At 62.6% G+C, this 12,560-nt stretch carries 10 protein-coding genes; 7 read left to right on the top strand and 3 right to left on the bottom strand.

Features of this window, described 5'->3' with window-relative positions; genetic code table 11:
• The first annotated feature begins 437 nt into the window (after positions 1 to 437).
• Positions 438 to 809, top strand: coding sequence for a hypothetical protein (locus DBIPINDM_RS08300; protein ID WP_258585287.1), 372 nt, complete (start codon positions 438 to 440; stop codon positions 807 to 809).
• A 525-nt stretch (positions 810 to 1,334) separates the two neighbouring features.
• Here DBIPINDM_RS08300 and DBIPINDM_RS08295 read toward each other — a convergent pair.
• Together DBIPINDM_RS08295 and DBIPINDM_RS08290 are read right to left on the bottom strand one after the other, a co-directional pair.
• Positions 1,335 to 3,227, bottom strand: a complete 1,893-nt coding sequence (locus tag DBIPINDM_RS08295) for an ABC transporter ATP-binding protein (RefSeq protein ID WP_258585286.1) — start codon at positions 3,225 to 3,227, stop codon at positions 1,335 to 1,337.
• Positions 3,227 to 5,083, bottom strand: coding sequence for an ABC transporter ATP-binding protein (locus DBIPINDM_RS08290; protein WP_258585285.1), 1,857 nt, complete (start codon positions 5,081 to 5,083; stop codon positions 3,227 to 3,229). The genes DBIPINDM_RS08295 and DBIPINDM_RS08290 overlap by 1 nt, the downstream gene beginning before the upstream one ends.
• Positions 5,084 to 5,438: 355 nt before the next feature.
• On the opposite strand from DBIPINDM_RS08290, the gene DBIPINDM_RS08285 reads away from it, so the two are divergent.
• Positions 5,439 to 6,785, top strand: coding sequence for an NAD(P)/FAD-dependent oxidoreductase (locus tag DBIPINDM_RS08285; RefSeq protein ID WP_258585284.1), 1,347 nt, complete (start codon positions 5,439 to 5,441; stop codon positions 6,783 to 6,785).
• 31 nt (positions 6,786 to 6,816) lie between these two features.
• Here DBIPINDM_RS08285 and DBIPINDM_RS08280 read toward each other — a convergent pair whose 3' ends face one another.
• Positions 6,817 to 8,247: an NAD-dependent succinate-semialdehyde dehydrogenase gene (locus DBIPINDM_RS08280; RefSeq protein WP_258585283.1), complete on the bottom strand. Its 1,431-nt coding sequence runs from the start codon at positions 8,245 to 8,247 to the stop codon at positions 6,817 to 6,819.
• A 111-nt stretch (positions 8,248 to 8,358) separates the two neighbouring features.
• Between DBIPINDM_RS08280 and DBIPINDM_RS08275 the strand changes: the two genes are divergently transcribed.
• The 5 genes from DBIPINDM_RS08275 to DBIPINDM_RS08255 all read left to right on the top strand — a co-directional run bounded on the left by DBIPINDM_RS08275 (position 8,359) and on the right by DBIPINDM_RS08255 (position 12,494).
• The gene (locus DBIPINDM_RS08275) at positions 8,359 to 9,039 is read left to right on the top strand and encodes a GntR family transcriptional regulator (protein WP_258585282.1); all 681 of its coding nucleotides are present in this window, start codon (positions 8,359 to 8,361) and stop codon (positions 9,037 to 9,039) included.
• Between the two features lie 3 nt (positions 9,040 to 9,042).
• Positions 9,043 to 10,035, top strand: coding sequence for a proline racemase family protein (locus DBIPINDM_RS08270; protein WP_258585281.1), 993 nt, complete (start codon positions 9,043 to 9,045; stop codon positions 10,033 to 10,035).
• A 29-nt stretch (positions 10,036 to 10,064) separates the two neighbouring features.
• Positions 10,065 to 10,907, top strand: a complete 843-nt coding sequence (locus DBIPINDM_RS08265) for a transporter substrate-binding domain-containing protein (RefSeq protein ID WP_258585280.1) — start codon at positions 10,065 to 10,067, stop codon at positions 10,905 to 10,907.
• Positions 10,908 to 10,981: 74 nt separating this feature from the next.
• A complete protein-coding gene (locus DBIPINDM_RS08260) occupies positions 10,982 to 11,632 on the top strand; it encodes an amino acid ABC transporter permease (RefSeq protein WP_258585279.1) in 651 nt (216 codons plus the stop codon).
• A gap of 1 nt (position 11,633) precedes the next feature.
• Positions 11,634 to 12,494, top strand: a complete 861-nt coding sequence (locus tag DBIPINDM_RS08255) for an amino acid ABC transporter ATP-binding protein (RefSeq protein ID WP_258585278.1) — start codon at positions 11,634 to 11,636, stop codon at positions 12,492 to 12,494.
• Positions 12,495 to 12,560: the final 66 nt, after the last annotated feature.

The raw sequence follows: 12,560 nt of genomic DNA, 5'->3' as shown, positions 1-12,560 counted from the left end.
GAATGGGCCATCGCGAAGGGCGTCTGATGCGGCAGCTGCTGCATTTGTCCGGAATAAAGCCGCGAGGTTCAGGAAGTGGCTTCGCTGATTGTGCCAAGACCAATGCATCGGCTTTGGTAGTCTGCGTCCAGAATCAGCTATTCCTTCGATATCGAAGACACGGATGCTGCCCGACGCTTATGCAAGTCGATGAGCCATGTCAGGGCCAAGTTCAGATCCTGGGCGGCTGTGTCGCACCTGACACGTGAGGGGCCGAAGTCCTTGGTGATCCGTCGTGCCTGGGCCTGTGTGATCCCGTGCTTCCTGGCGAAATAGGCTGTTTCATAGGGTTTTTGCACAGCAGGCTAGCGCCATCTCTTCTTTTTATCGAGCGGCAGAGGACGAACAGCCCCCGCCGAAAACGTGTATGTGGCAAAGGGATCCGGCTTGTGAGCGGGATGCCCATATCCAAATCGACCGCCGAAATCGCCTTCAGCATCCCGATGTTGGGATGGAAATTCGGGCGGCGTGCGGACCGAACCGGTGTGGTCGTGATCTTCCGTTCCGAGCGTGCCAGGTTTTTTCATGCAGCTAAAGAAATCGTCAGGCCGGTTGGTTCCTTGGTGAACCCGGACATGGTTTCTGAAACCTTTCCAGCCGAGGTGGGGCCAGCGGTTCCGTTGGGGCCGGTCATGCCTGAAAGATCCACTGGAACAAGAATGCCGCGCGGAACGTTGGTGGATGTCAAAGTGACAGGAACAATTCATGCCCTACAGGGCAAGAGCCGCGAACGGCGAACGCCGCCGGGCGCGCTCAGGAGGCGCATATGAACATCACCACAATTCTGGTCATCGTTCTCATAGTTTTTCTGGTAGGAGGCGGCGGCTTCTACGGCCGTGGACGCTGGTACTAACAACGAAGGTCATCATCGAACCCGGAACCTCTCGGTTACGCACTCCGTTATAGTGTGGAGAAATAAATCAAGAGGCACGAGCTAATGGACGATCGTCACAACAGCATTTTGGAGGCTCGTTGGCTTCTTGCTGTACCCTTCTCGCTTGTCCTTACAGTCGTTTTGGCCGGCCTGATCCTTACGTGAACCGCGATGTCCCCCGATATTGCTGCTGGAACCCGCACTCGATCGGCCCGCGCCCTTCGCCAGCGGCACGGGCTTTCGTTCTGGAACATGCCCGATCTGCTCGACCGGCTGAACAACGATCTTTCGACCTATAGCCGGCCTGCCTACTAAGGCGCTGCGACCACAATCCATAGGACATAGCTGCCTGTCGCTTGGCTGAATACAACGCGCCATCGTCCTTGCGAGCTTGCCCCGCTGCGACCTTAACCTGCATCAGTCACGTCGCTTTGCCGACCGCCGCGTCCATTCCCATCTCTTCCTGCGAAATGTCGTCGAACGAGGCGTAATTCATGTTGTAGAGGCGGGCGTAGAGACCCTTCCTCTGCATCAGCTGTTCGTGGTTGCCGCTCTCGACGATCTCGCCATTCTGTAGGACGATGATGCGGTCGGCGCCGCGGATGGTGGCCAGCCGGTGGGCGATGACCAGCCCGGTGCGGCCCTCCAGCAGTTTGATCAGTGCCTTCTGGATCAGCATCTCGGTGTAGGAATCGATGCTGGCCGTGGCTTCGTCGAGCACGAGGATCTTGGCGTCGGCGACCAGCGCGCGCGCAAAGCTGATCAACTGGCGCTGGCCGAGCGAGAGGTTGCCGCCGCGCTGCTCGAGCTCGGTGTCGTAGCCATCGGGCAGTTGCTCGATGAAGTCGTGCGCGCCGACGGCTTGTGCGGCGCGGACGACCTCTTCGCGACTGGCTGATGTCTTGTGATAGCGGATGTTCTCCAACACCGTGCCGGAGAACAGGAACGGTTCCTGCAGCACCATCGCCACCTGGTCGCCGAGTGAATCCTGCGTCAGGTCGCGTACGTCATGGCCGCCGACCAGCACCTCACCCGACCAGACATCGTAGAAGCGGTGCACAAGCGCCATCGAGCTCGATTTGCCCGACCCGGTCGGGCCGACAAGGGCGACCGTCTCGCCCGGGTTGACGCGGAAGGAGATGTTCTTCAGCACCGGCTGGTTCTGCCGGTAGCCGAAGGTGACGTTCCTGAACTCGACCGAGCCGTCCATGTCGCGCGACAGCGTCAGCGCATTTTCCTTGTCGCTGACATCCACCGGCACGTCGAGCACTTCGGAGATGCGCTGGCCCGAAGCCATGGCGCGCTGCATGACGCTGTACTGCATGGTGAGCGAGCGGATCGGGTCGAAGAAGCGCTGGATGTAGAACAGGAACGCCACCATGACGCCGACATCGAGGCTGTGCGACAGCACCATCGAACCACCGACGACGATGACCGTCGCCATGGCGATGCCGGTCAGCGTGTCGACGATCGGCACCATCACCTGCGCGTATCTGGCCGACCGCAGATGCGCGTTGAGATTGGCCAGCACCTTCTCGTCATAGAGCTCGAAATTGACGTGCTGGCGCTCCAGGCTCTGCACGGTGCGCACGCCATGGATGCCTTCGGCCAGAGCGCCATTGGCGATGGAATTGGTCTCGTGCGCGGCCATGAAGGCGACCTTGGCGCGCGGCAGCCAGAACAGGCGCACGATGAACAGCACCGGCATGGTCGACAGCGTCAGCAATCCGAGCCGGAAATCGAGCCACAAAAGCACGGTGACGATGCCGAACAGCAGCACGATGTCGCCCACCGACATGACTGAGGTTTCGAGGAATTCCTGCATCGAATTGACGTCGCCCTGCAGGCGCGACATCAGCCGGCCGACCTCGGTCTTGTCCATGAAGCTGAGCGACACACGTTGCAGATGGCTGAACATGGCACGGCGCAAGTCGGACAGCACGTTTTCGGCCACCTTGCCGACGACGCTCTCCTGCACATGGCTGGCGGCGTAGTTGATCAGGATGATCACGGTGAACGTGACGATCGCGGAGATCATCACCGAGCGGTCGAGCCTGCCCGGAGCCATGCCGTGGTCGATGGCGTAGCGAATGACCAGCGGAATCGCCAGCTGCGTCAGCGTGAACACCAGCACCGCCGCGACCGAGATGAAGATCCGGCCCTGATACGGTCTGACGAAGCTCCAGATGCGCCTGACAATACGCGGATCATAGGCCTTGCCGAAAACCTCTTCCTCGTCGCGATGCGAGCCGACGACCGCCTTGGTCGGCCGCCCGCTCTTGTCGTCTTTCTCGTCGTCGTCCTGCGTCGACATCACGCGGCTCCCTCGAGCCGGTCGTCGTCCGGCCGCAGTTGCAGGTCGTAAAGCGCCCGATAGCGCCCGCCGAGCGCCAGCAGTTCCTCATGCGTGCCACGCTCGACAATGCGGCCGCCCTCGACGAACAGGATCTGGTCGGCATGCATCAGCGAACTCAGCCGGTGCGAGATGATCAGCGTCACGCGATCTTTGGCGAAGCGCTTCATCGCCGCCCGGATGCGCTGCTCGGTGCCAGCATCGATGGCCGCGGTGGAATCGTCGAAGACCAGAACCGATGGCCGCAGCATCAGGCTGCGCGCAATGGTCAGGCGCTGGCGCTGGCCGCCGGAAAGCGACGCGCCGCGTTCGCCGACGACCGTGGTGTAGCCGGCCGGAAGCCCGATGATGTAGTTGTGCAGCTGGGCGTACTCGGCTGCCTGCCCGATGCGGGTCTCGCGCGCCCAGGGGTTGCCATAGGCGATGTTGTTCTCGATCGAGGTGGTGAACAGGAAGGCGTCCTGTTGCACGACGCCGACCACCTTGCGCAGCGACTGCAACGTGACCTTTCGGATGTCCTGTCCGTCGATGGTGATCGCGCCTGAAGTCACGTCGTAGAAGCGTGGGATCAGATGCGCGATCGTCGACTTGCCGCTGCCCGGCGGGCCGACAATGCCGATCGTCTCGCCGGGCCTGGCCTCGAAGGAGATGCCGGTCAGGGTCTGGCGGTCGCCCGCGCCCTCATAGCGGAAGCCGACATTGTCGAAACGCAGCACGCCCTCGGTGATGACGAGATCCCTGGCATCGGGCGCATCCTTGATGTCGAGTTCGGTGTCGAGCAGTTCGAACAGCCGCGTGCCGCAGGTCGAGGCACGCGCGAACGAATTGACCATCAGGCCGAGCTGGCGCACCGGCATCTGCAGGATGGTCATGAAGGTGAGGAACTGCGCCAGCGTGCCGACGCTGATCTGGCCCGCAATCACCTTCTGGCCGCCGAACCACAGCACCAGCCCCATGGCGGCCAGGAAGGAAAAGTTCATGGCGCTGGTGTTGGAGACGCGGATGTCGACGCGCTCATTGGCCAGCTCCAGCGCATCCTGCTTGGCGCGGTCGAATTTTTTGAGCTCATGGCGCTGCGCGGCGAAGGCACGCACGACGCGGATGCCGCCGAGATTCTCGTCCATCACCCGGCTCAGCACCGACAGCCGCTCCTGCAGCGTCAGCCAGGTGCTGCGCAGCTTGAGCTGGGTCACCGAGGAGCGCCAGGCGACGAACGGCACGAAGCTCAGGCTGAGCAGCCCAAGCACGAGGTCGGTGCTGATCAGGAGATAGGCGCCGACGCCGATCAGCACGCCGAGCAGCACCACGCGCAGGATGCCGGTGGCAAAGAACATGCGCACGCCGTCGAGATCGAGCAGCCCGAGCGTGATGAGATCACCGGTATGGACCTTGTCGTGGTAGGCGAAGCTCAGCCGCTGGATCTTCTCGTAGAAAGCCAGGCGAAGCTCATAGCCGGTCCGGTGGCCGACCGCCTCGCCATAGTAGTTCTGCGCCATGGTGAAGAGGCCGCGCAGGATGCTGACGACCAGCAGCGTCAGCGCCGTGTTCCACAGCGCCTGTTCGGCAGCGGTGCCGGCACCCGCGGCCATCACGCCTTGCGCCTGGTCGATGGCGCGTCCCAGGAGGCGCGGAATGAAAAGCTGCAGCGTCGCGGCGATGAAGGTCGAGACGAGGGTGATCGCAACCTGCCAGGGATGGCGCAGCGTCATGCGCACGATACGCAGCAAGGTGCTGAGGCCCTTGCCCCAGGAGGCTTCCGCCACATGGGCAAACGATTTGCCGCGCTTCGCCGCGCCGCTGGTTGCATCCGTTGCCAAGGAAATATCCAGTCCAATCCGGACATTAGCCCGGACGAATGAAGCAGACTCAGTTCTGATGGTGCAATGTTACGCGTGTCCGACTTGCCCCTTCAAGGGGCCAATGGCGCCGTCGCACTGTGCCTGACAGGCGGTGCCGCTACTGGCGTCGCTGGGCGCTTGCGGCGTTGCCGCCAAAGTTCATGCGAGGAGTGTCGAGGCGACATTCGCTGGCACAAACAATTCACCGCATTGACGCACAGATTCTCCAGCTCGCCCCCTATCAGTTCTGTCACGCATCGCCGACATTCCACGCAAGCGGCCAGTCCGGCAGCGAGAGCCGGCACCGCCGTGAATACTAAGAGGGCCGTCTTCCTTGACACGTTTTCCGTTCACCGAGGCCATGCCGATCCAGTTTCAAGCGCCGTTGCCGAAGGCTTCGGAGGTTGTGATCATCGGCGGTGGCGTCATCGGCGTGACGACGGCCTTGTTCTTGGCGCGACGGAACATTTCAGTGACGTTGGTGGAAAAGGGGCGGATCGCCGGCGAGCAATCGTCGCGCAACTGGGGCTGGATCCGGCAGCAGGGTCGCGATGCCGCTGAACTGCCTGTTGTCATCGAAGCGCAACGCCTGTGGCGTCAACTGGCCGAGGAATGCTGCGAGGACATCGGACTGAAGCAGACGGGCGTCACCTATCTTGCGCGAACCGACAAGGAGATGGCCGGCTTCGCCAAATTCCTGAAGATCGCTGAGATCCACGGCGTCGACACGCGTCTCCTTGACCAAGGCGAGACAGCCAAGCTGATCCCGGCCATGTCGCGCTCCTTCAAGGGCGCAATGACCACCCCGTCGGACATGCGCGCCGAGCCCAGGGTCGCGGTGCCCGCGCTTGCCCGCCTGGCCGCCCGACAGGGCGTCACGATCATCGAGAATTGTGCGGCGCGTATGCTCGACATATCGGCTGGACGCATCGGCGGCGTCTGGACCGAGCAGGGTCGTATCGCCACCTCGAACGCTGTCGTGGCAAGCGGTGCGTGGACGTCGCTCTTCCTGCGCGCACACGGCGTCTCCATCCCGCAGCTCAGCGTCAGGGCGACCGTCGCCGCGACCGAACCCATGCCCGAAATCCATGCGGGCGCCGTCGCCGACGACCATATCGCATTCCGGCGCCGGCAGGATGGCGGTTATACGCTCGCATCGGGAGGCTCCAATCAGCTCTATGTCGGGCCTGACGCGTTTCGTCACGCGCGCAAATACGGTCCCGCCCTGATGGCCAATCCTTTTGGCACCCACTATTTGCCGGCGGCGCCGCGAGGCTATCCGGACAGCTGGTCAACCCCACGCAAATGGAACGCGGACGAGGAAAGCCCGTTCGAACGGATGCGCATCCTCAATCCCGCTCCCAAAGCCTCGGCGCTGCGTGATATCGACCGCGAATTCACGGCACTTTTCCCACAATTCAAGGCAGTGCCGATCAAGGCGAGCTGGGCGGGCATGATCGATGCGATGCCGGATGTCGTCCCAATCGTCGATCGTGCCGTTGAAATTCCGGGTCTCGTTATCGCCACCGGGATGAGTGGCCACGGCTTCGGCATCGGACCCGGGATGGGCCGTATCGTGTCCGACCTCGTCCAGGGAAACGAGATCGGACATAATCTTCACAGGTTCCGTCAAGCCCGGTTCAGCGACGGCAGCCCGATCGAGCTGGGCCCCAGTCTCTAGATCGGGCCGCCGCGTGTAGCGGCCCGCCGCCTTACATCTCAGTCACGAACTTCGTCCGCAGATAGGCATCGAGGCCTTCGATACCGCTCTCCGAGCCATAGCCGGATTCGTTGACGCCGCCGAACGGCGTTTCCGGTGTCGACACCATCATGTGGTTGACGCCGACCATGCCGGCCTCCAGCGCCGCCTCGGTCTTTTGGGCGAGGCTGAGATTGCGGGTGAAGACGAAGGAAGCCAGGCCGTAAGGCAGGGCGTTCGCCCGCTCGATCATATCGTCGAAGGTTGAAAAGGTGGTGGTTGGCGCGATCGGCCCGAACGGCTCCTCCGACATGATGCGCGCCGTATCCGGCACGTCCTTCAACAATGTCGGCCCGTAGAAATAACCCTTGTTGCCGATCCGCTTGCCGCCGGTGACGACGCTCGCGCCCTTCGCCGTAGCATCGCTGACGAAACCGTCCATGGCGTCGAGCCGCCGCGGCGCGATCATCGGGCCCATCTGCACGCTCGTGTCGAGGCCGTCGCCGATCTTGAGCTTTTCGGCGCGCGAGGCGAAACCGTCGATGAAACGGTCATAGACAGCCTCATGCACATAGAAGCGGGTCGGTGAGGTGCATACCTGGCCGGCATTGCGGAACTTGAAGGTAACGACCGTATCGAGCGTCTTGTCGAGGTCGGCATCCTCATAGACGATGACCGGGGCGTGGCCGCCCAGCTCCATGGTGCAGCGCTTGAGCGTGTCCGCCGCCTGCTTCTGCAACAGCTTGCCAACCGCGGTCGACCCCGTCAGCGAAACCTTCTTCGGGATCGGTGAGGCGATGAGATAGGACGAGACCTTGGCCGGCTCGCCGAACACGATGTTCAGCACGCCTGCCGGCAGTCCGGCGTCCTGGAAGCAGCGGGCGATGGCGACGGCGGTTCCCGGCGTTTCTTCCGCCGGCTTCAGGATGATCGAGCAGCCGGCGCCGAGCGCGCCCGAGATCTTGCGGATGACATTGCTGGCCGGGAAGTTCCAGGCGGCGAAGGCGACGACCGGGCCGACCGGCTCCTTGAACACCATCTGCCGCACGCCGGGCAGCCGGGCAGGGACGATGCGGCCATAGGCGCGCTTGCCTTCCTCCGCATACCAGCGGGTCGCGTCCGCCGCGAACTGCACCTCGCCAGTCGCCTCGGCCAGTGCCTTGCCGTTTTCCATCGTCAGGATGCGGGCGATGGTGTCCTTGCGCTGCTCGATCAGGTCGGCCGCCTTGTCCATGATCGCCCAGCGCTGCATCGCGGTCATCGTCTTCCACAGCTTGAAGCCTTTGAGCGCGGCCGCGAGAGCATGGTCGAGATCGGCCTGTGTGGCATGCGGCACGCTGGCCAGCACCTCCTCGGTGGCGGGGTTGATCAATGGTTCGGACTTGCCGTCCGCCCCCTGGCACCACACGCCGTCAATCAGCAGCTCGATCGTCTCTGGATACATGTCCTGGCCCTTTCAGCCCGACGGGGCGCGGAAAGCCGCCGGCAGATTGCACGTCACAAGAAAGTTTCCGCGATGGCTTGACCTGTACATTGTATACAGTATGGTGTCGACATGATTTTAGCGCGCATCCAGAAATTGTCGGTCGCCATCCCGGAGAATCTCGCCGAGATGCTCGAGGAAGAGATCATCTTCGGCCGCCTCAAGTCGCGGGAACGGTTGACCGAGGAAATGGTCGCCGCGCGCTACGGCGTCAGCCGGTCGCCGGTGCGCGAGGCGCTGAGGCTGCTCGAGCGCGACGGTCTGGTGATGCGCGAGGCCAGGCGCGGCATCTGGGTCTCGCCGATGTCGCAACGCGATTTCGACGAGGTCTATACTTGCCGCATCGAACTCGAAGGGCTGGTCGCCAAGCAGGCGGCCGAATCCGCCGACATCGATAAGAAGGCCGAGTTCAAGAACCTTTTGTCGGAGCTGAAGCAGGCCCAGGCCAGGAACGATGCAAGGCAGTTCTTCATCGTCGACGTGCGCGGCTCTTTCCTGACCTACACGCTGGCCGGCAACAAGACGCTGACGCGCCTGCTCGGCGGGTTGGAAAAGCAGGCCTTGCGCTACCGCTATCACGCCTATGAGCAAGATCCGAAGATCATCCAGCTGTCGCTGGACGACACCGCCCGCATCTATAATGCGATCACCGCAGGCGATGGCGAAAGCGCCAAGGCGATGACCGAAAACCTCATCCGGGAAATCTGGCAGAGCATGCGGGCCGGCATTCGCGACGCCTTCGGAGAGGGCTAGTTCGTGTCCAGCTTCTCGTCAGCGTTCAGCGTCATCGATTCCCACACAGCCGGCCACCCGACGCGCGTCATCCTAAGTGGTATTCCGAAACTCTCCGGCTCGAGCGTGCGGGAGAAGCGGGACCATTTCCGCCAGCACTTCGACCATCTGCGCGCCGCACTGCTGCATGAGCCGCGCGGCCATGCCGCCATGGTCGGTCTCGTGCCGGTCGCCTCTGAAGTCGCCGACTATGGCGCGTTCTTCATCTCGTCCTATGTCTATCTCGATATGTGCGGTCACGGCACGATCGGCCTTGCCAGGACGCTGGCCTTCACAGGCCAGATTTCTGTCGAAACGGGCGACAGCTTCACGTTGGAAACGCCAGCCGGAGTGGTGACCGTTCACCTGATCTGGAACGAAGACGGCTCGCTGGACCGCGTGCGGATCGCCAACGTCCCGAGCTATGTCGGACTGGAGCACCTGAGCGTCTCCGTTGAAGGTGTCGGCAAGGTCGATGCCGCGATTGTCTATGCCGGCATGTGGTACGCGCTGGTGAATGCTGCGCCACTCGGCTTCAAGCTGGTCCCGGACAATGCATCGGCCCTGATGCTGGCCGGCGCCAGGATCAAGGCCGCGATCAAGGCGGCGACGAAGGACCTGCCGCTGCTGGCGGGCGCGGCCGCGCCGAGCGTGCTGTTCCACGATGCCGACAGCGAGCACTCGGCGACGCATTTTCTTGTCCTGGAATCCAACAAGTTCGACCGCTCGCCTTGCGGCACCGGCACGTCGGCGCGCCTGACCTATCTGCTGGAGAAGGGGCTGATCGGTCCCGACCAGACTTACCACGCCCGGAACATCTTCGGCATTCCGTTCGAGGCGCGCCTGCAACGGCGCGTCGAGGAGCAAGGCCGCGAGGCGATGATCATCGAGATCGAGGGCTCGGCCTTCATCACCTCGACCCAGACGATCTACTTCGAGAAGGGCGACCCTCTCTCGAAGGGATTTCTAGCCCGGTAATCACCAAAAACTCAGAAAAGGGGAATGACATGAAATTGACAGTAATGCGTACGTTCATGGCCGCTTTGACCATTGGCCTTGGCCTGCTCACGGCGCCGATCGCGGCTTCCGCGGACGACAATCCGTCCGCCGTCATCGACCAGATCCGCGCCAGCGGTGTGCTCAAGGTGCCAGTGATGACCGGCGAGGAGCCGGGCTATATCAAGGATCCGGCCACCGGCCAGTGGAGCGGCTTCTACTACGAATTCCTGGGCGAGATCGCAACCCAGCTCGGCGTCAAGCTCGAACCTGTCGAGACGACCTGGGGCAATCTGGCCGCCGACTTCCAGGCCAACAAGATCGATATCGCCATCGGCGTCAATCCGAACCCGAAGCGTGGCCTCGTCGTCGACTATCTCTGGGAGCCGCTGTTCACCGACGCCTGGGCCGTGCTGACGCCTCCCGGCAAGCCGGTCAAGACCTGGGCCGAGCTCAATTCGCCGGACAAGACCGTCGTCGTGCAGAAGGGCAGCACCATGCAGGTGGTCGCCGAAGCGCTGCTGCCGAAGGCCAAGATCACGCCGGTCGAAGATCGTGGCCTGGCGCTGATGGAATTGCAAGCCGGCCGCGCCGATGGCGTCGTGCTCTCCATTTTCGATGCGCTGCAGATCACCAACCAGAAGATCGGCAATGTCTCGTTGCCTGAGCCGATCCTGCGCAATCCGGCAACGCTGGCCGTCGCCCGCAAGCCCGGTAATGCCGGCTTCATCAACTTCCTGACCAACTGGATCCTGCAGGAGCGCTCGCTCGGCCTCGCCCAGGGCAAGCTTGCCCGTTCCTGGGAAGCCCGCGGCATCGACCTGTCGATCCTTCCGGCAGGTTTCTCCTTCTGATCGCAACAGCCTGACCGCCGCCTGGTGCGGCGGTCAGGCCACCACTGGACGTGCATCGAACCAGTGAGGACGCCATGTTCGACTATACAGTCATAACCAACAATATCGGGCTGCTCTGGCAGGGCCTGCTGATGACGCTCTACTTCACCGTCATCACCATCGGTGCGGGCATGCTGATCGGCCTGTTCATCGGGCTTATCCAACTGAGCACGTTCAAGCCGCTGGTCGTCCTCGGCCAGATCTATGTCGAGTTCTTCCGCAACATTCCGCTGCTCGTCACGCTTCTGTGGGTCTATTACGCCTTCCCGATCTTCGCCGGCATCAATGTCACGAAATTCTGGGCCGGCTTCATCGGGCTGAGCTGCTATGTCGGCTCCTTCTACGCTGAAATCCTGCGCGCCGGCGTCCAGTCGGTCGACCCAGGCCAGACCGATGCGGCAACCGCCATCGGCATGTCCTATGGCCAGCGCATGCGCCGCATCATCCTGCCGCAGGCCTTCCGCAAGATGATCCCGCCACTCGCCGGCCAGTCGATCATCCAGATGAAGAACACGACGCTGCTGTCGATGATCACGGTTCCGGACCTTCTCTATCAGGCGAGCTATATCTCGAGTTTCACCTATCGGCCGATGGAGGTTTACACCGCCGTCGGCGCCATCTTCCTGATCATCCTGGTGCCGCTGACGCTGCTGTCCCGGAAACTCGAAAAGAGCGGGCCAGCGTAAAATGAGCACCACCCAAACCAACTCTGCCGTGCCGGAGAAGAGCGACAAGCCTGTCCTGCGGCTGGATGGCATCTGCCTGAAGTTCGGCGACAAGCGTGTGCTGAACGGCATCCACCTCTCGGTCGTCGAAGGCGAGGTGGTCGTCCTGATCGGTGCCAGCGGATCGGGCAAGACCTCGCTGCTGCGCTGCATCAACCTGCTCAACATTCCGACCAGCGGCAGCATCGTCATCGGTGACGAGACGCTGTTCGACAGGCAGGCCGATGGCAAGGGCGCCCAGATACCGGCCCAGGAGGTCAACCGCATCCGCTCCAAGACCGGCATGGTCTTCCAGCAGTTCAATCTCTTCCCGCATATGACGGCGCTCGAAAACGTCATGGAAGGCCCGGTCATCGTCAAGAAAGAGCCGAAGGAGCAGGCGCGTCAAACGGCGCTGAAGCTTCTCGACCTGATGGGGCTGGCGCAGCACGTCGAAAAATATCCGCGCCAGCTTTCCGGCGGCCAGCAGCAGCGCGTCGCGATCGCCAGAGCCATGGCCATGCAGCCCAAGGTGATGCTGTTCGACGAGCCGACCTCCGCACTCGACCCCGAACTGGTCGGCGAAGTCATGAAGGCGATGGTCGAACTGGCCAGGAGCGGCATGACCATGGTGATCGTCACCCACGAACTGGGCTTTGCCTTCGAAGTCGCCGATCGGGTCGTGTTTCTCGACCAGGGGTTGGTCGCCGAGCAGGGGCCGCCTGCCAAGGTGCTGCTTCATCCCGAACATCCGCGTCTGAAGACATTTGTCGGACGCTTTCATGAATCGGCGGATCTGCTTCGCCCGTTCCTCGAGGCGCGTGAAGCCGAGAAGGCGTGCTGACGGCACGCCGCTTCACGCAAACAGTCAAGCGGACATCGTCGAATGCGCCCCCCTTTCGAGCTGGCC

Source organism: Mesorhizobium sp. AR02 (genome assembly GCF_024746835.1).
Classification (GTDB): Bacteria; Pseudomonadota; Alphaproteobacteria; order Rhizobiales; family Rhizobiaceae; genus Mesorhizobium.
The sequence above is the reverse complement of the archived record's forward strand: the minus strand, read 5'-3'. Positions and strand labels throughout refer to the sequence as shown.

Coding starts and splice junctions, on each gene's coding strand:
- DBIPINDM_RS08300 (WP_258585287.1), top strand. CDS start 438: ATGCCCATATCCAAATCGACCGCCGAAATCGCCTTCAGCATCCCGATG.
- DBIPINDM_RS08295 (WP_258585286.1), bottom strand. CDS start 3,227: ATGTCGACGCAGGACGACGACGAGAAAGACGACAAGAGCGGGCGGCCG.
- DBIPINDM_RS08280 (WP_258585283.1), bottom strand. CDS start 8,247: ATGTATCCAGAGACGATCGAGCTGCTGATTGACGGCGTGTGGTGCCAG.
- DBIPINDM_RS08275 (WP_258585282.1), top strand. CDS start 8,359: ATGATTTTAGCGCGCATCCAGAAATTGTCGGTCGCCATCCCGGAGAAT.
- DBIPINDM_RS08265 (WP_258585280.1), top strand. CDS start 10,065: ATGAAATTGACAGTAATGCGTACGTTCATGGCCGCTTTGACCATTGGC.
- DBIPINDM_RS08260 (WP_258585279.1), top strand. CDS start 10,982: ATGTTCGACTATACAGTCATAACCAACAATATCGGGCTGCTCTGGCAG.
- DBIPINDM_RS08255 (WP_258585278.1), top strand. CDS start 11,634: ATGAGCACCACCCAAACCAACTCTGCCGTGCCGGAGAAGAGCGACAAG.